The organism is Kitasatospora phosalacinea (assembly GCF_000717185.1).
GTDB classification, from domain to species: domain Bacteria; phylum Actinomycetota; class Actinomycetes; order Streptomycetales; family Streptomycetaceae; genus Kitasatospora; species Kitasatospora phosalacinea_A.
Genome location: NZ_JNYE01000069.1, coordinates 1 through 22590 on the forward strand (window position 1 = coordinate 1; position 22590 = coordinate 22590).

At 72.7% G+C, this 22590-nt stretch carries 16 protein-coding genes; 7 read left to right on the forward strand and 9 right to left on the reverse strand.

The window, feature by feature from the left end; genetic code table 11:
* Window positions 1-95: 95 nt before the first annotated feature.
* Entirely contained in the window at window positions 96-1175 is a 1080-nt protein-coding gene (gene hemE / locus OO57_RS25895) for a uroporphyrinogen decarboxylase (RefSeq protein WP_033255073.1), read from the reverse strand.
* 185 nt (window positions 1176-1360) lie between these two features.
* On the opposite strand from hemE, the gene OO57_RS25900 reads away from it, so the two are divergent.
* The 6 genes from OO57_RS25900 to OO57_RS25925 all read left to right on the forward strand — a co-directional run bounded on the left by OO57_RS25900 (window position 1361) and on the right by OO57_RS25925 (window position 8858).
* A complete protein-coding gene (locus OO57_RS25900; protein ID WP_033255074.1) occupies window positions 1361-2014 on the forward strand; it encodes a DUF3000 domain-containing protein in 654 nt (217 codons plus the stop codon).
* 373 nt (window positions 2015-2387) lie between these two features.
* Window positions 2388-3128 (forward strand): response regulator transcription factor, encoded by a 741-nt coding sequence (locus OO57_RS25905; protein ID WP_033255075.1) that lies wholly within the window; start codon window positions 2388-2390, stop codon window positions 3126-3128.
* A gap of 225 nt (window positions 3129-3353) precedes the next feature.
* On the forward strand, window positions 3354-4589 hold the full coding sequence (locus tag OO57_RS25910; protein ID WP_051778253.1) for an HRDC domain-containing protein: 1236 nt from the start codon (window positions 3354-3356) through the stop codon (window positions 4587-4589).
* Window positions 4590-4726: 137 nt separating this feature from the next.
* Entirely contained in the window at window positions 4727-5944 is a 1218-nt protein-coding gene (locus OO57_RS25915) for a thiolase family protein (RefSeq protein WP_033255076.1), read from the forward strand.
* Between the two features lie 2 nt (window positions 5945-5946).
* Complete coding sequence (locus tag OO57_RS25920) at window positions 5947-8073, forward strand: 3-hydroxyacyl-CoA dehydrogenase NAD-binding domain-containing protein (protein ID WP_033255077.1); 2127 nt, start codon at window positions 5947-5949, stop codon at window positions 8071-8073.
* A 131-nt stretch (window positions 8074-8204) separates the two neighbouring features.
* The gene (locus tag OO57_RS25925; protein ID WP_199811326.1) at window positions 8205-8858 is read left to right on the forward strand and encodes an alpha/beta fold hydrolase; all 654 of its coding nucleotides are present in this window, start codon (window positions 8205-8207) and stop codon (window positions 8856-8858) included.
* Between the two features lie 35 nt (window positions 8859-8893).
* On the opposite strand, the gene OO57_RS25930 is transcribed toward OO57_RS25925, so the two are convergent.
* From OO57_RS25930 to OO57_RS25955, 6 genes are all read right to left on the reverse strand, one after another.
* Window positions 8894-10411 carry an ArnT family glycosyltransferase gene (locus OO57_RS25930; protein ID WP_033255078.1) on the reverse strand — a complete coding sequence of 506 codons (1518 nt, stop codon included), beginning with the start codon at window positions 10409-10411 and terminating at the stop codon, window positions 8894-8896.
* A gap of 135 nt (window positions 10412-10546) precedes the next feature.
* Window positions 10547-12448 carry a 1-deoxy-D-xylulose-5-phosphate synthase gene (dxs, locus tag OO57_RS25935; protein ID WP_033255079.1) on the reverse strand — a complete coding sequence of 634 codons (1902 nt, stop codon included), beginning with the start codon at window positions 12446-12448 and terminating at the stop codon, window positions 10547-10549.
* Window positions 12449-12650: 202 nt separating this feature from the next.
* Window positions 12651-13907, reverse strand: coding sequence for a sugar ABC transporter permease (locus OO57_RS25940; protein WP_033255080.1), 1257 nt, complete (start codon window positions 13905-13907; stop codon window positions 12651-12653).
* Complete coding sequence (locus OO57_RS25945; RefSeq protein WP_081973968.1) at window positions 13904-14692, reverse strand: ATP-binding cassette domain-containing protein; 789 nt, start codon at window positions 14690-14692, stop codon at window positions 13904-13906. The genes OO57_RS25940 and OO57_RS25945 overlap by 4 nt, the downstream gene beginning before the upstream one ends.
* 155 nt (window positions 14693-14847) lie before the next feature.
* Complete coding sequence (locus tag OO57_RS25950) at window positions 14848-15945, reverse strand: sugar ABC transporter substrate-binding protein (RefSeq protein WP_033255082.1); 1098 nt, start codon at window positions 15943-15945, stop codon at window positions 14848-14850.
* A 180-nt stretch (window positions 15946-16125) separates the two neighbouring features.
* Entirely contained in the window at window positions 16126-17295 is a 1170-nt protein-coding gene (locus OO57_RS25955) for an ROK family transcriptional regulator (RefSeq protein WP_033255083.1), read from the reverse strand.
* Between the two features lie 163 nt (window positions 17296-17458).
* On the opposite strand from OO57_RS25955, the gene pepN reads away from it, so the two are divergent.
* Window positions 17459-20023: an aminopeptidase N gene (gene pepN / locus OO57_RS25960; protein WP_033255084.1), complete on the forward strand. Its 2565-nt coding sequence runs from the start codon at window positions 17459-17461 to the stop codon at window positions 20021-20023.
* A 173-nt stretch (window positions 20024-20196) separates the two neighbouring features.
* Here the strand turns inward: pepN and OO57_RS25965 are convergent, their stop codons facing one another.
* Together OO57_RS25965 and OO57_RS25970 are read right to left on the reverse strand one after the other, a co-directional pair.
* A complete protein-coding gene (locus tag OO57_RS25965; protein ID WP_081973969.1) occupies window positions 20197-21741 on the reverse strand; it encodes a sensor histidine kinase in 1545 nt (514 codons plus the stop codon).
* Window positions 21738-22451 (reverse strand): response regulator transcription factor, encoded by a 714-nt coding sequence (locus OO57_RS25970; protein WP_033255085.1) that lies wholly within the window; start codon window positions 22449-22451, stop codon window positions 21738-21740. The genes OO57_RS25965 and OO57_RS25970 overlap by 4 nt, the downstream gene beginning before the upstream one ends.
* Between the last annotated feature and the right edge of the window lie 139 nt (window positions 22452-22590).

Below are 22590 nucleotides of genomic sequence, written 5' to 3' on the forward strand. Positions count from 1 at the left end.
GCAGATGTCGCAATCCACACCGAGCCAGAAGGCCCTCACTCATTTCAAGATCACCACACCGTGAACCCCGTCACCAACCTCCGTGGTCAGTACACCTAGCGGGCGCTCGCCTCGTGGACGAAGGCGACGAGGCGGGTGAGCGCGTCCGGGTCCATGGTGGGCATGACGCCGTGGCCGAGGTTGAAGATGTGGTGGCTGCCGCCGAGGGCCTGGGCGGCGTGCAGGACCTCGCGGGCCTTGGTCTCGACGACGTGGGTGGGGGCGTAGAGGACGGCGGGGTCGAGGTTGCCCTGCAGGCCCTTGCCGGGGCCGACCCGGTTGGCGGCCTCGTCGAGCGGGACGCGCCAGTCGACGCCGACGATGTCCGCGCCGGCCTGGCCCATCAGGCCGAGGAGTTCGCCGGTGTTGACGCCGAAGTGGATCCGCGGGACGCCGTAGGGCTCGACCGCGTCGAAGACCTTGGCGCTGGCGGGCATCACCGAGCGGCGGTACTCGTCGGGGGCGAGCGCGCCCGCCCAGGAGTCGAAGAGCTGGACCGCCGAGGCGCCGGCCTCGATCTGGATCTTCAGGAAGGCGGAGGTGATCTGCGCGAGCCGGTCGACGAGTTCGGCCCACAGCTCGGGGGCGCCGTACATCATCGCCTTGGTGTTCTCGTACGACTTCGAGGGGCCGCCCTCGACCAGGTAGCTGGCCAGGGTGAAGGGGGCCCCGGCGAAGCCGATCAGCGGGGTGGCGCCGAGTTCGGCGACCAGCAGGCCGACGGCCTCGGTGATGTAGGGCATGTCGTCGGGTTCGAGCGGGCGCAGCCGCTGGAGGTCGGCGGCGGTGCGGATCGGGTCGGCGATGACCGGGCCGACGCCGCCCTTGATCTCGACGTCGATGCCGACGGCCTTGAGCGGGACGACGATGTCGGAGAAGAAGATGGCCGCGTCGACCTTGTGGCGGCGCACCGGCTGGAGGGTGATCTCCTTGACCAGGTCGGGCTGCATGCAGGCGTCGAGCATCGGGATGCCCTCGCGCACCTTGAGGTACTCGGGCAGCGAGCGCCCGGCCTGCCGCATGAACCACACGGGGGTGTGCGGCACGGGTTCGTTGCGGGCGGCGCGCAGGAAGACGGAGTCGTAGGCGGCGCCGCGGGGCCGCTGACCGGACTGGGCTGCGGGGGTCTCACTCACGGGTCACATCCTCGCACGGGGCCGGTGCGCTCCCGTCCGGGCGGGTGGCGCGGCCAGGCAAAACGGACACCTCGGGCGGCGGTCGTCGGGGCGGGGTCCACGGCCCGGTCGTTTTCCGGGTTTTCGGCACGCCGGAGGTACGAAAGTGCTCGGATTGCGGGTCCGCGCCGCCTAGGCTTCCGGTCATGGCAGCGGTCGGCGGGCAATCCGCACAGGGTGGAGGAACGGGCAGGGAGTCGGCGCCGATCGAGTTCCGCGACGCGGTCGAGGCGCTGACCGGGGCGCGGTTGCGTCCCGAGGTGCGGCTGTCGCCGCAGCCCGCCCCCCGTCGGCTGGCCCCGTACGCCTTCGCGCTCTCCGCCTCGGTCGAGGTGGACGGCGAGGAGTTGGCGGACGGCACCCTGGTGCTGCTGCACGACCCGTCCGCGCCGGAGGCGTGGAGCGGGGACTTCCGGGTGGTCACCATGACCCGGGCCGAGCTGGAGCCGGAGATGGCGGGCGACCCGCTGCTGTCCGAGGTCGGCTGGAGCTGGCTGCTGGACGCGCTGCAGACGCAGGCCGCCGGGTACACCGAGCCGTCCGGCACGGTGACCAGGTGCCACTCGCAGTACTTCGGTGCGCTGGTCGAGCGCGGTTCGTCCACCGAGATCGAGCTGCGGGCGTCCTGGACGCCGGCCGACCGCCGCTTCGAGCGGCACCTGGCCGCCTGGGCGGACCTGCTGTGCGTGTGCGCGGGGCTGCCGCCGTCCGCCCCGGCGCCGCTGCCCGCGGAGGGGCCGGGCGTGCTGGGCGGGGTGGTGCCGATGCCGGCCCGCCGCCGTCCGCGCAACTCGCACTGACGCCGTCGGCGCGTCCGTCCGCCACCGGCCGCTGAGCGGCCGTCAGGCGTTCCCGACACCTCAGGGGGACAACCCCGCGCTCCGGTCCCGGTGCCACCCGCAGGACTGACGGAGTGTGACTTCGCGGGCACTCCAGGTCAATTACCTGCACGTTCACGATCACCAAAGTGTCGACAGTGATCGATTCTGTGCGATTTCCAGGCATGTCGTACCGGTCATCTGCACGATTTGTCCGTATTGTTACTCACCAGATCGTGATCACCCGCTAAAGCCGGGCACGGTTGATGCCGAAGGTGTCAGTGACCCTTTCCAGACGCGGAACGCTCCGACCGCCCCCTCGGGGTTCGTCCGCCACTCCCCCCGGAGGCCTCAGGTGTCGGTCCTTCTCGAGCACCCCGCAAGCGTGGTCGCCTACCGTCCGACGAAGCCCACCGCCATGGTGGTCATCGCAGATCCCCGGGTCCGGAACACGGTCACCCGGCACCTATGGGCGCTGGGCGTCCGTGACGTCATCGAGGTCTCCTCGATCGCCGAGGCCCGCCCCCGGGTCTCCACCCCGCGCGACATCTGCATCGCCGACGTCCACCTGCCGGACGGCTCCGGCCTGACCGTCCTGGCCGAGACCCGCGCCGCGGGCTGGCCCAACGGCCTGGCGCTGTCCGCCGCCGACGACATCGGCGCGGTCCGCTCGGCGCTGGCCGGCGGCGTCAAGGGATACGTGGTGACCGGCACCCGCACCAACATGCCGATGCCCGGCCGCCCCGGCCTGCCGATCGGCGCCGGGCTGGCCGGGCGGATGCGCCGCCCCGGCATCCCCGGCCACCACCACCCCGGTGCGCCCGGCCACCACGGCGCCCCCGGCCAGCCCGGTGCCGCGCCCGGCGCCCCGGGTGCGCCCGGCGCGCAGCCCTCGGCGTACCGGGAGCTGTCCGGCCGCGAGGTGGAGGTGCTGCGGCTGGTCGCCGAGGGCCAGTCGAACAAGGCGATCGGCGTGGCGATGGGCCTGTCGGCGCTGACGGTGAAGAGCCACCTGGCGCGGATCGCCCGCAAGCTGGGCACCGGCGACCGGGCGGGCATGGTGGCCGTGGCGCTGCGCACCGGCATCATCCACTGACCCGCATCGTCCCTGGTGGCGGCCCGGAGGAACGTTTCCTCCGGGCCGTCGTCGCGCCCGCTCCCGGGCGGCCGGACCGCCGCCGGTGACGGCCCGTCAGCCCACCCGGGCGGCGTTCCGCGGCGGCGACCGAACCGCGCGCCGACCCCGGCTGGCATATGTCCGAACATCGTCCGACCAGTCAGACAACACTCCCGGCGGCGGCACACGACGTACCCTTGGGGGGTGACCGACGCCGTAGCCTCCATCCCCGAAGAGACCGCCCCGGTTCCGCTCCTCGAACCCAGGGACGGACTCCCACCGGTGGTGGCGGACGACGCGGCCCTCGCCGCCGTCGTCGAGTCCCTCCGCGGCGGCACCGGGCCGGTCGCCGTCGACGCCGAACGCGCCTCCGGCTACCGCTACGGCCAGCGCGCCTACCTGATCCAGCTGCGCCGCCGGGGCGCGGGCACCGCGCTGATCGACCCGATCGCCTGCCCCGACCTGACCGGCCTGAACGCCGCGCTCGCCGACGCCGAGTGGGTCGTGCACGCCGCCACCCAGGACCTGCCCTGCCTGTTCGAGGTCGGCATGCACCCGGGCGTGCTGTTCGACACCGAGCTGGCCGGGCGGCTCGCCGGGTTCGCCCGGGTCGGGCTCGGCCCGATGACCGAGAACGTGCTGGGCCTGTCGCTGGCCAAGGAGCACTCCGCGGTCGACTGGTCCACCCGCCCGCTGCCCGAGCCCTGGCTGCGCTACGCCGCGCTGGACGTCGAGGTGCTGGTCGACCTGCGGGACGCGCTGGAGGCCGAACTCGACCGGCAGGGCAAACTCGACTGGGCGCACCAGGAGTTCGCCGCGCTGGCCGCCGCGCCGCCGCCCTCCCCCCGGGTCGACCCCTGGCGGCGCACCTCCCAGCTGCACAAGGTCCGCCGCCGCCGCCAGCTCGCCGCCGTCCGCGAGCTGTGGCTCGCCCGGGACCGGATCGCCCGCGAGCGGGACGTCTCCCCCGGCCGGGTGCTGGCCGACGCCGCGATCGTGAACGCCGCGCTCGCCATGCCGCTCAACGCGCCCGCGCTGATCGCCGTCCAGGGCTTCGGGCCGCGGGTGAACCGCCGCCAGCTGGAGCAGTGGCTGGCCGCGATCGAGCGCGCCCGCGAGATCCCCGAGGCCGCGCTGCCGCCCGCGACCGCCCCGCACGACGGCCCGCCGCCGCCGCGCGCCTGGGTCGAGAAGGACCCGGTCGCCGCGGCCCGGCTGAGCGGCGCCCGCGCCGCCGTGGCCGCCCTCGCCGAGCAGCACCACCTGCCCGCGGAGAACCTGATCACCCCCGACCTGGTCCGCCGGGTCTCCTGGGAGCCCCCGGCCGAGCCGGACTCCGACGCCGTCGCGGCCGCGCTGCGGGCGCTGGGCGCGCGCGCCTGGCAGACCGACCTGGTCGCCCCGGCGCTGGCGAAGGCGTTCCGGGAGGCCGCGGCCTGAGCGGCGGCGCGGCCGCGTCGTCCGGGTCACGTCCGCAGCTCCTTGCCGGGCGTTGTTACTCGTGGGTAGATTGGTGGGCGTAGCGGCGCCGCTCCTGGGCGCGCTCATCGTCATGTCCCCCTGGGAGGAGAGCCCCCGTGCCTCGTACCGCGAGGGACGTCGTCTTCGTCGACGGCGTCCGCACCCCGTTCGGCAAGGCCGGCCCGAAGGGCATCTACCACGAGACGCGCGCCGACGACCTGGTCGTCAAGTGCATCCGTGAGCTCGTGCGCCGCAACCCGAGCCTGCCCGTCGAGCGGATCGACGAGGTCGCCGTCGCGGCGACCACCCAGATCGGCGACCAGGGCCTGACCATCGGCCGCACCGCCGCGCTGCTCTCCGGCCTGCCGAAGTCCGTCCCCGGCTACGCGATCGACCGGATGTGCGCCGGTGCGATGACGGCCGTCACCACCACCGCGGGCGGCATCGCCTTCGGCGCGTACGACGTCGTGGTGGCCGGCGGCGTCGAGCACATGGGGCGCCACCCGATGGGCGAGGGCGTGGACCCGAACCCGCGGTTCGTCTCGGAGAAGCTGGTCGACGAGTCCGCCCTGTTCATGGGCATGACCGCGGAGAACCTGCACGACCGCTTCCCGCACATCACCAAGGAGCGCTGCGACGCGTTCGCGGTGCGCTCGCAGGAGAAGGCCGCGAAGGCGTACGCCAACGGCGACATCCAGCCGGACCTGGTGCCGATCGCGGTCCGCAACACCAACCCCGAGGTCGGCGAGACCGGCTGGGGCCTGGCCACCGTGGACGAGCCGCTGCGGCCGGGCACCACGATGGAGTCGCTGGCGGGCCTGAAGACCCCGTTCCGCCCGCACGGCAACGTCACCGCGGGCAACGCGGCCGGCCTGAACGACGGCGCGACCGCCTCGCTGCTGGCCGCCGAGGACGTGGCCCGCGAGCTGGGCCTGCCGGTCAAGATGCGCCTGGTCAGCTACGCCTTCGCGGGCGTCGAGCCCGAGGTGATGGGCATCGGCCCCGTCCCGGCGACCGAGAAGGCACTGGCCAAGGCCGGTCTGACCATCGACGACATCGGCGCGTTCGAGGTCAACGAGGCCTTCGCCGTGCAGGTGCTGGCCTTCCTGGACCACTACGGCATCGCCGACGACGACGAGCGGGTCAACCCGTACGGCGGCGCGATCGCGTTCGGCCACCCGCTGGCCTCCTCGGGCGTGCGCCTGATGACCCAGCTGGCCCGCCGCTTCGAGCAGCGGCCCGACGTCCGCTACGGCATCACCACCATGTGCATCGGCTTCGGCATGGGCGGCACCGTCATCTGGGAGAACCCCCACTTCGAGGGTGGTAAGTGACCATGAGCACCACTGAACTGCTGCAGCGCGCCGCCGGACTGTTCCCCGGCGAGGTCGTCACCACCGCGCACGTACGCCACCTGGACCTGCCGCTGCGGGCCGGCAAGCTGGCGCTGATCACCCTGGACAACGGCTTCGACCACACCAAGCCGACCACCTTCGGCCCCGGCTCGCTGGCCAAGCTGTCCGAGGCGCTGGACCAGGTCGAGGCGGAGGCCGCGGCGGGCCGGGTGGTCGCGGTCGCGATCACCGGCAAGCCGTTCATCTTCGCGGTCGGCGCCGACCTCAAGGGCGTCGAGCTGCTCACCGAGCACTCCGACGCGCTGGCCATCGGCAAGGGCGGCCACGACGTCTTCAAGCGGATCGCCGCGCTGCCCGTCCCGTCCTTCGCGTTCTACAACGGCGCGGCGATGGGCGGCGGCGTCGAGGTCGGCCTGCACTGCACCTACCGCACCGTCAGCGCGGGCGTCCCGGCGTTCTCGCTGCCCGAGGTCTTCCTCGGCCTGGTGCCCGGCTGGGGCGGCTGCACCCTGCTGCCGAACCTGATCGGCCCCGCCAAGGCCGTCAAGGTCATCATCGAGAACTCGATGGCGCAGAACAAGCAGCTCAAGGGCAAGGACGTGTTCGAGCTCGGCATCGCGGACGCGATCTTCGAGCCGGCCGACTTCCTGGAGCAGTCGCTGCTGTGGGCCGCGAAGGTCCTCACCGGCGGGGTCGCCGTGGAGCGCGAGGAGTTCGACCGCGGCAAGGCCTGGGACGACGCCGTGCTGTGGGGCCGCTGGGTCGCCGACGCCAAGGTGCACGGGGCCGCCCCGGCCGCGTACAAGGCGCTCGACATCATCCAGCAGGTCAAGGACGGCGACCTGCAGGCCGGCTTCGACGCGGAGGACGCCGCGCTCGCCGACCTGATCATGAGCGGTGAGCTGCGCGCCGGGCTGTACGCCTTCAACCTGGTACAGCGCCGCGCCAAGCGGCCGTTCGGCGCGCCGGACAAGTCGCTGGCCCGCCCGGTCTCCAAGGTCGGCGTGGTCGGCGCCGGCCTGATGGCCTCCCAGCTGGCGCTGCTGTTCGCGCGCCGCCTGGAGGTGCCGGTGGTGCTCACCGACATCGACCAGCAGCGGATCGACAAGGGCGTCGGCTACGTCCACGCCGAGATCGACAAGCTGCTGGACAAGGGCCGGATCGGCAAGGACAAGGCCAACAAGCTCAAGGGCCTGGTCTCCGGCCACCTCGACAAGGCCGTCGCGTTCGGCGACGCCGACTTCGTGATCGAGGCCGTCTTCGAGGAGATGGGCGTCAAGCAGAAGGTGTTCGCGGAGCTGGAGGCGGTGGTCTCGCCGACCGCCGTGCTGGCCACCAACACCTCCTCGCTGTCGGTCACCGAGATGGCCTCCGAGCTCCGGCACCCGGAGCGCGTGGTCGGCTTCCACTTCTTCAACCCGGTCGCGATCCTCCCACTGCTGGAGATCGTCCGGGCCGAGCAGACCGACGACGCCTCGCTGGCCACCGCGTTCGGCGTCGCCAAGAAGCTGAAGAAGACCGCGGTGCTCGCCAAGGACGCCCCCGCGTTCGTGGTCAACCGGATCCTGACCCGCTTCATGGGCGAGATCCAGGGCATCATCGACGAGGGCACCCCGTTCGAGACCGTCGAGGCCGCGGTCAAGCCGCTCGGCCTGCCGATGTCCCCGATCGCCCTGCTCGAACTGGTCGGCCCCGCCATCGCCCTGCACGTCTCCGAGACCCTGCACGGCGCCTTCCCGGAGCGGTTCGCCGTCTCCGCGAACCTCGGCAAGGTCGTCGAGGCCGGCAAGCGCGGCTTCTACACCTGGCAGGACGGCGCCCAGGTCCTCGACCCCGAGGTGCTGGCGCTGCTGACCTTCGGCGACAGCGTCCTCACCGAGGAGCAGGTGCGCGCCCGCGCCCTGGAGGCCGTCGCCCAGGAGATCGGCCTGATGCTGGAGGAGGGCGTGGTCGGCGAGGCCCAGGACATCGACCTCTGCATGATCACCGGCGCCGGCTGGCCCTTCCACCTCGGCGGCATCACCCCGTACCTCGACCGCGAGGGCGTCTCCGAGCGCGTCAACGGCAAGAAGTTCCTGGCCCCCGGCCTGGCTTCGGTCCCCGCCTGACGCACCGCCTGACGCAACGCCTGACGCAACGCCGGGAGCCGCCGGGCGTCACCCCTCCTCCGGGACGGGTGCCGCCCGGCGGCTCTTCTGTATGCTGCCGGTCCTTCGGGCGCTGAGGGGTGGAGGGGCACGTGCTGGTACTGGTGCACGGCGGGCTGTGGGACGACCCGGTGGACGCGGCGGCGTTCTGGGAGCGGCCCGGGGTGGTGGACGGCCTGCGGGCGGCCGGGGCCGCCGTGGCCGCGCCCGACCGGGCGATGCGGGCCGGGAGCTGGACCGCCGAGGCGGAGCACCTCGCGGCGGCCCTGCCGGACGGGCCGCCGGTCGTCCTGGTCGGCGGCTCCAACGGCTGCTCGGCGGCGGTCCGGCTGGCCCTCGCGGCGCCGGAGCGCGTCCGGGCCCTGGTCCTGGCCTGGCCCGCCACGGCGGGCGACGGGCGGCTGGACGGGCGGATCCGCGAGGCGCTGCCGGAGGCGGCTGGGCTGCTCGCCGGCGGAACGCTGCGGGGCGTCGACGACGCGGAGCTCGCCGGGCTGCGGCTGCCGGTCGCGGTCCTGCCCGCGGACCCGGAGAACCCCGTCCACCGGCGCCGCACGGCCGACGCGCTGCTGGGCCTCGTCCCCGGCGCGGTGGAACTGCCGGGCTGCCCGGAGCCGCCGCACCCGGCGTTCCGGCCGGAGCCGCTCGTCGCTGCGCTGACCGGGTGGGGACGGAACCCGGAGCCGGTGCGCGCACTGGCAGTGAACCGTCAGCGGACCCGTGCCCGCCGTTCCCCGGGCCCCTGACGGGGCCTTCGTGACGGGGTCTTCTCGGCGGGGCGCTACTTCTTCTTGAGGCGGTAGATCACCGTGTCGCCGGTGACGCCGACGACCTCGTAGTGGGTGTCGAGGAGGGTGGCGATCCGGGGGACCTTGTCGGGTTGGTAGGGGGCGGTGCCGGAGTCGTCGACGAAGACCTCGGGGAGGCCGTTGGTGGTGATCTCGTCGTCGAAGGTCTGCCAGGCGTCGGAGACGGAGTACTGCTCGCCGACCTTCTCGCCGCCCTTGCCGCCGCTGAAGTTGGTGAGGAAGCCGGCGGTGAGGTAGCGGCTGGCGGGGCGGCGGTCGGCGAGCCAGTAGAGCTCGGGGTGCATGCCCCAGACCAGGACGGTGTCCTTGGGGGAGCTCTGGGCGGCGACCGCGGTGGCGACCTCGGTGGTCTGGGTGAGGCGCTGGCCGGGCCAGAAGACCGCGAGGGAGAGGAAGACGGTGCTGGCGAGGGCCGAGTAGGCGGCGACGGGGCGCCAGGGGACGGCGGAGGTGGCGACGGCGCCGACGCCGAGCAGGACCAGCGGGGGCATCAGCTGGAGGTAGTAGTGGCCGAAGAAGTGGAAGCCGACCGAGACCGCGACGACCGAGGAGAGCAGCCACACCCACAGGTCGGCGGTGGAGCCGCGTTCGGGGCCGCGGGCGGGGACGGGACGGCGGCGGCGGCGCAGCCACAGGCGGTGGGCGTGGGGCAGCAGGAAGGCCAGTCCGGCGCTCATCAGGATCGCCGAGTTGCCGAGGGCGCGGCCGAGCATCTGGGGCCAGTTGGAGCCGAGCCCGGCGTAGTCGCCGGAGCCGGTGACGACCCAGAAGAGGAAGCCCTTGGGCTTGGTGAGGATGGCGGCGACGAGCGCTATCGGGAGGGCGAACCCGAAGCCGATCTTGGCGAGGGCGGGCGGCCAGGGGACGCCGCGGCGGCGGGTGTCCTGGAGGAGCATCCACAGGACGGGCAGCATGACGGCGCCGCCGGTCTGCTTGGTGAGGGAGCAGAGGGCGACGGCGATGCCCGCGGCCAGCCAGCGGCGGCGTTCCGCGTAGCGGAAGGCGAGCACCATGGCGGGCAGCATGAAGACCTCGAAGGTCGCGGCCTGGGTGTCCTCCGGGGAGAGGCCGATGGAGACCAGGAGGTAGAGGGCGCCCGCGTAGCGTCCGGCCCGGTCGCCCCAGCGGCCGCGGGCGATGGAGGCGAGCAGGACGGCGGTGGTGAGGTGGGCGCCGATCGCGAGGGTGCGCAGCGGCCAGAGCGAGACGGAGCCGAACAGGGCGAAGCAGGCCTCGTACAGCCAGGGCAGCAGCGGGGGCTTGCGGTCGACGACGGTGTCGTAGAGGACGCCGCCGTCGGCGAGCATCCGGGCCTGGGTGGCGAGGTAGCCCTCGTCGGGGCTCCACACGGGGCGCAGGAAGGAGGGGAAGTGGGTGACGGTGGCCAGGACCGCGAGCAGCGGGACCAGTCTGGTCCAGTACCCGGCGCGGACGTGCCCGTGGAGGCGGTCGGCGAGGGCGCGTGGGCGGCTCGTGGCGGTGATGGGCACGGGTGACAACCTACCGGGCGCGAACGGGCCGAGGAGCGCCAGTCCAGGAATGAGTGTGACGGTCCGACAATAGGGGCACCGCCCGGGAGCCGTCGTGCGGTTTCCGGACGGTGCGCCCACGGAGGTTCCGGGCGGTCAGCTCCGGGCGAAGGAACGGGCGCTGACCAGCGCTTCGATCTTCTCGGCGACCGCCGGGCCGGTCAGCCCGATCTCCGCCATGATCTCGGCGCGCGAGGCGTGGTCGAGGAACTCCTGCGGGATGCCGAAGTCGCGCAGCGGGACGTCCACGTCGGCGTCGCGCAGCGCCTGGGCGATCGCGGAGCCGACGCCGCCGGCCCGGCCGTTGTCCTCGACGGTGACCACCAGGCGGTGCTGGGCGGCCAGGCCGGGCAGCGCGGCGTCCACCGGCTTGACCCAGCGCGGGTCGACCACGGTGCTGGTGACGCCGCGCTCGGCGAGCAGTTCGGCGGCCTCCAGGCAGATCGGGGCCATCGCGCCGACCGAGACGATCAGCACGTCGGCGGCCTCGTCCGCGGAGCCGCCCTCGCTGCGGCGGAGCACGTCCATGCCGCCGACCTGGCCGACGGCGGGCACCGCCGGGCCGACGTTGCCCTTGGAGTAGCGGACCACGGTGGGGGCGTCGGTCACCTCGACGGCCTCGCGCAGCTGCAGGCGGACCTGCTCGGCGTCGCGCGGGGCGGCCAGCCGCAGGCCGGGGACGACCTGCAGGATCGACATGTCCCACATGCCGTTGTGCGAGGCGCCGTCGGTGCCGGTGACGCCGGCCCGGTCGAGCACGAAGGTGACGCCCAGCCGGTGCAGCGCCACGTCCATCAGGACCTGGTCGAAGGCCCGGTTGAGGAAGGTCGCGTACACCGCGACGACCGGGTGCAGGCCGTTGGTGGCCAGGCCGGCCGCGCAGACCGCGGCGTGCTGCTCGGCGATGCCGACGTCGAAGGTCCGCTCCGGGTACGCCTTGGCGAACGGGGCCAGGCCGACGGGGTGCAGCATCGCGGCGGTGATCGCGACCAGGTCGCGGCGCTCGCGGCCGAGCGCGACCATCTCCTCGCCGAACACGGACGTCCAGTCCTTGCCGGAGGTCTTCACCGGCAGGCCGGTGTCGGGGTGGATCACGCCGACCGCGTGGAAGCGGTCCTCGTCGTTGTTCTCGGCGGCGTGGTAGCCGCGGCCCTTCTCGGTGATGCAGTGCACGATGACCGGGCCGCCGAAGCCGCGCGCCTTGGTGAAGGCGGACTCCAGGGCCTGCAGGTCGTGGCCGTCGATCGGGCCGATGTACTTGAGGCCGAGGTCCTCGAACATGCCCTGCGGGGCGATGAAGTCCTTTAGGCCCTTCTTGGCGCCGTGCAGGGTGTCGAACATCGCCTGGCCGACCACGGGGGTGCGCTGCAGCGCGTCCTTGCCCCAGGACAGGAAGCGCTCGTAGCCCTGGGTGGTGCGCAGCGTGGAGAGGTGGTTGGCGAGGCCGCCGATGGTCGGCGAGTAGGAGCGCTCGTTGTCGTTGACGACGATGACGATCGGCAGGTCGCGGCTGTCGGCGATGTTGTTGAGCGCCTCCCAGGCCATGCCGCCGGTGAGCGCGCCGTCGCCGATCACGGCGACCACGGGGCGGTCCTTGTGGCCCTGGATCTTGTTGGCCTTGGCCAGGCCGTCCGCGTAGCCGAGGACGGTGGAGGCGTGCGAGTTCTCGATCACGTCGTGCTCGGACTCGCTGCGCGAGGGGTAGCCGGACAGGCCGCCCTTCATCTTGAGCCGGGAGAAGTCCTGGCGGCCGGTCAGCAGCTTGTGGACGTAGCTCTGGTGCCCGGTGTCGAAGAGGATGCGGTCGCGCGGCGAGTCGAAGACCCGGTGCATCGCGAGCGTGAGCTCGACCACGCCGAGGTTGGGGCCGAGGTGGCCGCCGGTCTTGGAGACCTCCTCCACCAGGAAGCCGCGGATCTCCTCGGCGAGCGCCGACAGCTGCGCGGGCGTGAGTCGATCGAGATCGCGCGGTCCCCGAATGCGGGTCAGCAGGGCCACCCGTTCCTCCTCGTCCAAGTTCTCGCGCCCGCATGGGCCCGGAGGGCGTACGCCCCGCTCGAGTCTAATGTCCATTACCGGTCCGTAGTACGGGGGGCAAGCCGACCAGCTCTTCGGGTGGCCGTGCGCCGAACGCGCCGAACCGCGCGACCGGCCCCTGGTATGGGGCGCCGGTCGCGCGGTTCGGGGTGGGGCCGGGGGGTCAGCCGCGGCCGTGGGACTTCTGGGTGCGGCGGGAGACCGAGTCCAGGACCACCGCGGCGAGCAGCACCGCGCCGGTGATCATGTACTGGATGGCCTGCTGGGCGCGGACCATGTCCAGACCGGTGGTGATGGACTGGATGACCAGGATGCCGAGCAGCGCCGACCAGGTCTTGCCGCGGCCGCCGAAGAGGCTGGTGCCGCCGATGACGGCGGCGGCGATGGCGCTCATCAGCACGTTGCCGGTGCCCAGCGCCTTGTCGGCGGAGCCCTGCTGGGAGGCGATGAACAGGCCGCCGAAGCCGGCCAGGCCGGCCGAGATCATGTAGACCGAGATCCGGACCCAGGCGACGTTGATGCCCGCGCGGCGGGCCGCCTCGATGCCGCCGCCGACCGCGAAGATCTGGCGGCCGTAGGCGGTGCGGCGGAGCACGAAGTCACCGAGCGCCACGATGCCCACGAAGATCACCAGCGGCAGCGGCAGGCCGCTGTCCTGGTTGAGCATGTAGGCGGCGACCAGGACGACGACGCCGATCACGCCGGTGCGCAGCGCGATCTCGCTGACCGGGCGGGCCGGCAGGCCGGCCGCGGAGCGGCGGCGGGAGTCGAGCAGCTGGCCGGCGGCGAACAGCACGATGGTGACGATCGCGAACAGCCAGGCCCAGATGATGTCGCCGTCGCCCAGGAAGTAGTTGTCCAGGTTGGCGACCACGCCGTCGTTCGGGTTGTTGACGGTGCCGAGGGTGCCGAGCACCAGCATCTGCAGGCCGTTCCAGGCCAGCATGCCGGCCAGGGTGACGACGAAGGCGGGGACGCCGATCTTGGCGAAGAAGTAGCCGTGCAGGGCGCCGATGGCGATCGCGGAGGCGATCGCCAGGACGATCGCGAGCCACTCGTTCAGGCCCTGGCGGACCGAGAGCACCGAGGTGATGGCGGCGGTGGCGCCGGCCACCGAGCCGAGCGAGAGGTCGATCTCGCCGAGCAGCAGCACGAACACCACGCCGACCGCGATCAGGCCGGGGCCCGCGATCCACTTGGTGATGTTGGTGAGGTTGTCGGCGTTGAGGAAGGAGCCGGTCTTCACCTGGAAGATCGCGGCGATGATGATCAGGCCGATGACCACCGGCAGCGAGCCGAGCTCACCGCTGCGGATCTTGCGGGTGAACTCGTCGAAGTAGCCGGCCAGGCCCTCCTTGCGGACCAGCAGGCGCGGGTCCACCGCGGGGGCGGCGGGGGTGGTGGGGGTCTCGGTGCTCACTTGGCTTCCTCCGCGATTCGGGCCTGACGACGTGTCACCGCGTTGTCGGTGGCGCCGGTGATGGCGGAGATGATCTCCTCGTGCGAGGTGCTGGCGACCTCGAAGCTGCCGTTGTTGCGGCCCAGGCGGAGCACCGCGACGGTGTCCGCGACGGCCTTGACGTCGGCCATGTTGTGGCTGATCAGGATCACGCCGAGGCCGCGCTGGCGGAGCCGCTCGACCAGGTCCAGGACCTGGGCGGTCTGCTCGACGCCGAGGGCGGCGGTGGGCTCGTCCAGGATGACGATCTTGGGGTCGCCGACCAGGGCGCGGGCGATCGCGACCACCTGGCGCTGACCGCCGGACAGGCCCGCGATCGGGATGCGGACGCTGGGGATGCGGATCGACAGGGTGTCGAGGAGCTCGCGCGCGCGCTTCTCCATCGCGACCTCGTCCAGGGTGCCGAAGCGCTTGAGCTCGCGGCCGAGGAAGAGGTTGCCGACCACGTCCAGGTTGTCGCAGAGCGCGAGGTCCTGGTAGACGGTGGCGACGCCGAGCTGCTGGGCGTCCTGCGGGCGGTTGATGCCGACCGCCTTGCCCTCCCACTCGATGACGCCCTCGTCGATCGGGTGGACGCCCGCGATGGTCTTCACCAGGGTGGACTTACCGGCACCGTTGTCGCCGACCAGGGCGACGACCTCGCCCGCGTGGACCTCCAAGTGCACGTCGGTGAGCGCCTGAACGGCACCGAAGCGCTTGGAGACCCCGCGCAACGCCAGTACGGGTGCGCCTGTCACGTGAACCAACTCCTTGAGTCCCGTGCCGGACCTGACGTTTCCGGCACGGCCGTCCCGCGTGCCGGGCCGGGCACGCGGGGTAGTGCGTCGTGCGTGTTGCTGGGGGGGTGGAGCAGTGCGGGCGGGGGCTCCCGTGTGGTCAGGGAGCCCCCGCCCGGCGGGTGTTACTGCAGGCCGGCCGCGGTGCAGGCGGCGGCGTAGTCCGCGGTGCAGATGTCCGCGGCCTTGTAGAGGCCGTCGGCGATCACGGTGTCCTTGATGTTCGCCTTGGTGACGACCTTCGGGTCCAGCAGCTGGGCCGGGATGCCCTTGTCGGTGTCGCTGTCGATGGTCGAGGTGGCGACCGACTTGATGTCCTTGCCCTGGAGCAGGTTCACCGCGAGCTGGGCGGCCGAGTCGGCCAGCGGCTTGTAGGCCTTGTAGATGGTGTAGGCCTGGTCGCCGGAGACGAGGCGCTGGATGGCGTCGAGGCCCGCGTCCTGGCCGCCGACCGGGACGTTGATGCCCTGGGACTTCAACTGGGTGATGATCGCGGCGGCCATGCCGTCGTTGGCGGAGTAGACGGCCTGGAAGCCGTCCTTGCCGAGCTGGGTGATGGCGGCGCCGACCTTCTGACCCGCGACGGTGGGCTTCCACTCACCGCTCTGCTCGTAGACGATCTTCTTGACCTTGCCGTCCAGCGCCTTGTGGGCGCCCGACTTGAACTTCGCGGCGTTCGGGTCGGCCTCGTCACCGTTGATCATCACGACGTTGGCCTCGGCGGCCTTGGCGCCCAGCGCCTCGACCAGGGCCTGGCCCTGGAGCTCGCCGACCTTCTCGTTGTCGAAGGAGACGTAGGCGGAGACCGGGCCGGTGGCCAGACGGTCGTACGCGATGACCTTGACGTTCTTCTTCGCGGCCTCGGTGACCCACGCCTGGGTGGACTTGGCGTCGAACGCGTCGAGGATGATCACCTTGACGCCCTGGGCGATCAGGGTGTCGAACTGCTGCTTCTGCTTCGCGGCGGAGCCCTCGGCGTTGTTGTACTCGACCTTGCAGTCGGCACACAGCTCCTTGACCTTGGCCTCGATGAACGGCTTGTCGAACGACTCGTAACGGGTCGAGGACGCGTTCTCCGGCAGGAGCAGACCGATCGACTTGTTGTCGGTCGAACCCGCGTCGGTGCTCTTCTTGTCGTCGCCGGCCTTGCCGCAGGCGGCCATGGTCAGCGCCATCGAGACAGCGGCGGTACCGACGACAACGCGACGCATCATTGCGTTCATGGTGGGGGGAGCCTCCCTGACAGAGCCGCGAACGTTGCGGCGAGGTGGGCAGGAGTCAACCCCGTGACGAAGCTTGACGTCAATAAGTAAAACCGGGAGGCCCCGGATTCAAACCCTTTCGTTATCTTCCTGAAGGCTGACTCGATACCGAGCGAGCCTTCAGGACGACCTGCACGGGGGTCAGAGCACCCCCGACTCCCCCATCTCGCTCATCACCAGGGCCAGCGCGCCGAGCACCTCGGCCCGGCCGCCCAGCGTCCCCGGGACCACCGACAACTGCCGGGCCGCACTGGGGATCGCGTACCGCGCCACCGAGTCGCGGATCGGGGAAAGCACCAGGTCACCAGCCTCGGCGAGGTCGCCGCCGAGGATCACCCGGCGGGGGTTGAGCAGGTTGCACAGGGTCGCCACGCCCATGCCGATCTGCCGGCCCGCGTCGGCGATCACCCGGCGGCAGCCCAGGTCGCCCTGCTGGGCCAGCTGCACCACCTTGCTCAGGCTCAGATCGCCGGGGTGGTTGGCGTTCAAGAGGTTGAGCAGGTACCGGGAGCCCACGAAGGTCTCCAGGCAGCCCCGGTTGCCGCAGCGGCACACCGGCCCCGCCTCGTCCAGCACGATGTGCCCGATCTCGCCCGCGGTGCCGCCCGGGCCCCGGTAGATCTGGTTGTTGATGACCAGGCCGGAGCCCACGCCGCTGGCCACCTTGATGTACGCCAGGTCGCCCAGGCCCCGCCCGGCGCCCCAGACCAGCTCGCCCAGCGCGCCCAGGTTGGCGTCGTTGTCCACGTGCACCGGCATGCCCAGGCGGCCGGACAGCTCCTGGCCCGGCATCACGCCCGTCCAGCCCGGCAGGATCGCGGTCGAGCCGAGCGCCCCGGTCTCCACGTCGATCGGGCCCGGCACGCCCAGGCCCACCCCGATCACCTTGTCCGCCGGGAAGCCGGCCTGGCCCAGCAGCCGCTCCACCATCCGCTCGGCCCGGTCGAAGCCCTGCTGCGCGGAGACGTCCACGTCCAGCGGCTCGCTCTCCTCGGCCAGCACCCGGTGCGCCAGGTTGCCCACCGCCACCCGCAGGTGGGTGTGGCCGAAGTCCACGCCGACCACGATCCCGGCGTCCCCGCTCAGCGACACGCTGCGCGCCCGCCGCCCGCCCGAGGAGGTGTCGGCCACCACCACGGTGCCGGACTCCTTGAGCTCGCGGACGATGTTGGACACCGTCGCGGCCGACAGCCCCGTGCCCCGGGCGATCTCCGCCTGGGTCAGCGAACCGGCCATCCGCACGGCCCGCAGCACCCGTTCGAGATTCGCCCGGTGCAGCGAGGACTGCGATCCCGGTGTGTCCGTCGACATGTTCCACCCTCCAGGGCGCACTTGCTGTTCGTGAGAAGTTCAGCTTCAACTTCTGAACTCTATGCTCCGGCACTGCTCGGAGGGGGAGTCAAGCCCGAACACGGATCGTTACTCGCATGGGAGGATTCCCGGTAACCCGAGCCCTGACGAAGGAGTCCTGCGAGTGCCTGGCACCAACTTGACCCGTGAGGAGGCCCGCACCCGGGCCGCACTCCTGGCCGTGGACGCGTACGAGATCGAGCTCGACCTGAGCTCCGCGCGCGCGGGCGGCACCTTCCGGTCCACCACCGTGGTCCGGTTCACCGCCGCCGAACCCGGCGCCTCCACCTTCATCGACCTGGTCGCCCCCGCCGTGACGGAGATCGTCCTCAACGGCCGCGCCCTGCCGCTGGAGAACTTCGCCGACAGCCGCATCGCGCTGCCCGACCTGGCCGCCGAGAACGAGCTGCGGGTCGTCGCCGACTGCGCCTACACCAACACCGGCGAGGGCCTGCACCGCTTCGTCGACCCCGCCGACGGCGAGACCTACCTCTACACCCAGTTCGAGGTGCCCGACGCCCGCCGCGTCTTCGCCAACTTCGAGCAGCCCGACCTGAAGGCCGCCTTCGCCTTCACCGTCACCGCCCCCGCCGGGTGGGTCGTGGTCTCCAACTCCCCCACCCCCGAGCCCGTCGGCGACGGCGACACCCGGGTGTGGACCTTCGAGCCCACCCCCCGGATGTCCACCTACGTCACCGCGCTGATCGCCGGACCGTACGTCGGCGTCTTCGACAGCTACGACAACGGCGCCCAGCACGTGCCGTTCGGCGTCTACTGCCGCCCCTCGCTGCGCGAGCACCTGGACGCCGACGCGATCTTCGCGGTGACCCGGCAGGGCTTCGACTACTTCCAGGAGAAGTTCGACTTCCCCTACCCGTTCGCCAAGTACGACCAGCTGTTCGTCCCGGAGTTCAACGCGGGCGCGATGGAGAACGCGGGCGCCGTCACCTTCCGCGACCAGTACGTCTTCCGCTCCAAGGTCACCGACGCCTCCTACGAGGCCCGCGCCGCGACCATCCTGCACGAGCTCGCCCACATGTGGTTCGGCGACCTCGTCACCATGGAGTGGTGGAACGACCTGTGGCTGAACGAGTCCTTCGCCACCTTCGCCGAGGTCGTCTGCCAGGCCGAGGCCCCCGGCTCCAAGTGGCCGCACTCCTGGACCACCTTCGCCAACCAGATGAAGACCTGGGCGTACCGGCAGGACCAGCTGCCCTCCACCCACCCGATCATGGCGGAGATCAACGACCTGGAGGACGTCCAGGTCAACTTCGACGGCATCACCTACGCCAAGGGCGCCTCGGTGCTCAAGCAGCTGGTCGCCTACGTCGGCCAGGACGCCTTCTTCCAGGGCGTGCGCGCCTACTTCAAGCGCCACGCCTGGGGCAACACCCGCCTCGCCGACCTGCTCGGCGCCCTGGAGGAGGCCAGCGGCCGCGACCTGCGCGCCTGGTCCGCCGCCTGGCTGGAGACCGCGGGCATCAACGTGCTGCGGCCCGAGCTGTCGGTCGCCGCGGACGGCACGATCGAGTCCTTCGCCGTCCTCCAGGAGGCCCCCGCGCTGCCCGCCGGCGCCCGCGGCGCGGCCGTGCTGCGCCCGCACCGGATCGCCGTCGGCCTGTACGAGCTCGTCGACGGCAAGCTGGTGCGCACCGACCGGATCGAGCTGGACGTCGACGGCGAGCGCACCGCCGTCCCGCAGCTCGCCGGGCGGAAGCGGCCCGCCGTGCTGCTGCTCAACGACGACGACCTCTCCTACGCGAAGGTCCGGCTCGACGCCGACTCGCTCGCCGTCGTCACCGCGCACCTCGGCGACTTCGCCGACTCGCTGCCGCGCGCCCTGTGCTGGGCCTCCGCCTGGGACATGACCCGCGACGGCGAACTCGCCACCCGCGACTACCTCGCGCTCGCCCTCTCCGGCCTCCAGCGCGAGAGCGACATCGGCGTCGTCCAGTCCGTGCAGCGCCAGGTCAAGCTCGCCCTGGAGCTGTACGCCGACCCCGCCTGGCGCGAGACCGGCCTGCAGCGCTGGGCCGCCGCCGCCGAGGACGCCCTGCGCGCCGCCCCCGCGGGCAGCGACCACCAGCTCGCCTGGGCCCGCGCGCTGGCCGGCGCCGCCCGCACCGACGACCAGCTCGCCCTGCTCGCCGGGCTGCTGGACGGCACCGCGGAGATCGACGGCCTGGCCGTCGACGCCGAACTGCGCTGGAGCCTGCTCGGCCGGCTGGTCGCCACCGGGCGCGCCGACGAGGCGGCGATCGACGCCGAACTCGCCCGCGACAACACCTCCTCCGGCCAGGAGCACGCCGCGACCTGCCGCGCGGCCCGGCCCACCGCCGAGGCCAAGGCCGAGGCCTGGGCGTCGGTGGTCGACTCCGACACCCTCACCAACTACGTCCAGGACGCCGTGATCGCGGGCTTCCAGCAGCCCGACCAGCGGGAGCTGCTGGCCGCCTACACCGAGAAGTACTTCGCCTCGGTCAAGCAGGTGTGGGAGACCCGCAGCCACGAGATCTCCCAGCAGATCATCGGCGGGCTCTACCCCGCCTACGCGGTCTCGCAGGCCACCCTGGACGCCACCGACGCCTGGCTCGCCACCGCGGACCCGGCCCCGGCGCTGCGGCGCCAGGTCGTCGAGGCCCGGGCGGGCGTGGAGCGGGCGCTCAGGGCTCAGGCCGCCGACCGCTGAGGAATCAGGGGCCCGGGGAACGGCGGGCCCGGGGCTGCGAGGGGTTCACCGCCGGTGCGTGCCGTGGGGCTTCGGGTGCTGTCACTACGGCCCGGAGCAGCACGGACGCACCGGTGGGGTCCGGCCTCCAGCAGCTCGGACCCGCCGTTCCCCGAGCCCCTGTTCTCGCCTCCCTAAGCGTTCAGGGTCACGGTGAAGGTGGTGCGGCCCGGGGTGCTGTCGAGGGTGACGGTGCCGTGGTGGGCGTGGACGACGGCCCGGACGATGGCGAGGCCGAGGCCGGTGGAGCCGGTGCGGCGGGAGCGGGCGCGGTCGCCGCGGGTGAAGCGGTCGAAGACGTGGGGGACGAGGTCGGCGGGGATGCCGGGGCCGTCGTCGGTGACGGTGAGGCGGCCGGCGGGGTCGAGGCGGAGGGTGACGGTGGTGCCGTCGGGGGTGTGGGTGCGGGCGTTGGCCAGCAGGTTGGTGACGACCTGGGCGAGGCGGTGCGGGTCGCCGGGGACGGTGACGGGTTCGGCGGGGAGTTCGAGCAGCCAGCGGTGGCCGGGGGCGGCGGCCCGCGCGTCGGCGGTGCAGTCGAGGGCGATCCGGGTGAGGTCGGTGTCCTGGACGGCGAGCGGGCGTCCGGCGTCCAGGCGGGCGAGCAGCAGCAGGTCCTCGACGATGGTGCCCATCCGGCGGGACTCGGCGCTGATGCGTTCCAGCGAGTGCCGGACGGGCGCGGGGACGGGGCCGGGGTGCCGGAGGGCGAGTTCCGCGTGGCCGCGGACGGTGGCGACGGGGTTGCGCAGTTCGTGGCTGGCGTCGGCGGCGAACGCGCGCAGGCGCTCCTCGACGTTCTGACGGCGGGTCAGGGCGTCCGCGACGTGGCCGAGCAGGCGGTTCAGGGCGGTGCCGACCCGGCCGACCTCGGTGCGCGGGTCGTCGTCGGGGACGCGTTCGGCCAGGTCGACGGCGCCGCTGGCGAGCGGGCGGGCGGAGACCCGTTCGGCGGTGGCGACGACCCGGTCGAGGGGCCGCATGGCGATCCGGACGGCCACCGTCCCGGCGGCCGCGGCGGCGGTGAGGGCGGCGGCGAAGACCACCAGCTCGATCAGCAGCAGGCGCCGGACGGTCTCGTCGACGGGGTGCAGCGGCAGGCCGGTGACCAGGGTGGCGCGGTCGTCGCCGGCGATGGCGGCGACCCGGTACTGGCCGAGGCGGGAGAGCCGGAGGTCGCGCGGGCTGCCGTCGACGGGCAGGGCGCGCAGGGCGCCCAGGTCGGCGGCGTCGAGCGGGACGGCGGCGTCGGCCTCCCCGGTGCTCCCGACGCGTTCGGTGCCGTCGGCGTGGTCGTCCTCGTCCCCGGCCAGGGCGCCGCAGACCACCGAGGCGTGGGTGAGGCCGCCGTCGACCAGGCGGGCGCCGAAGGTGCCGGGAGCCTGGCCGCGGGTGTCGTGGCCGTCCTCGCCGGGGTGTTCGAGGCTGGCGGCGTAGCGGCCCCCCGCGGCGGCGAGCTGCTGGTCGAGCCGGTCGACCAGGAAGTGCCGGAGCGCCTCGCAGGTGGCCACGCCGATGCCCGCGCAGATCAGGGCGAGCAGGACGAGGAGGCCGGCCACCAGCCGGGAGCGCAGCGTGCGGGGGCGGAGCGTGCGGGGGCGCCGGGCGGGGGCGGGGGCGGCATGGACGGCAGGGGCGGCGTGAACAGCAGGGCCGACGGGGTCGGCGGGGAGGGTCATCCGGCGGCCGCCCGCAGGACGTACCCGGCGCCGCGGACGGTGTGGATCATCGGGGTCCGGCCGGCGTCGATCTTGCGGCGCAGGTAGCTGATGTACAGCTCGACCACGTGGGCCTGGCCGCCGAAGTCGTAGGACCAGACGGCGTCCAGGATCTGCGCCTTGCTGAGCACCTGGCGGGGGTGCTCCATCAGGTAGCGGAGCAGGGCGTACTCGGTGGGGCTGAGGTCGACGGGGTCGTCGCCGCGGCGGGCCTCCCGGGTGGCGGGGTCGAGGCGCAGGTCGCCGACGGCGAGGGTGCCGGGGGTGGCGGGGCCGGGGGGCGCGGTGCGGCGGAGCAGGCCGCGCAGGCGGACCACGACCTCCTCCAGGCTGAACGGTTTGGTGACGTAGTCGTCGCCGCCCGCGCTGATCCCGGCGATCCGGTCCTCGACGGCGTCGCGGGCGGTGAGGAACAGGACGCGCACCTCGGGGGCGGTGGTGTGGATGCGGCGCAGCACTTCGAGCCCGTCGAAGTCGGGGAGCATCACGTCGAGCACCACGGCGTGCGGCTGCCAGTCGGCGGCGGCGGCGACGGCGTCCAGGCCGCCGGTGACGCCGCGGGCCTGCCAGCCCTCGTAGCGCAGGGCCCCGCAGAGGACCTCGACCAGGTCGGGTTCGTCGTCGACCACCAGGACCCGCCAGGGGGTGTCCGCGTGCTGCATGGGGGCCATTCTGCCGTTCCGGGATGAGAAAGCGGTGAGATCGTCGGACTGCTCCGGGCCCCGCTGCCGGGCCTCCGAGCTGGGCGGACACCCTTCGGGGACCATCGATCGGGCAACGGGTTCACAGGAAACTGAGAGCTTCCGGTGC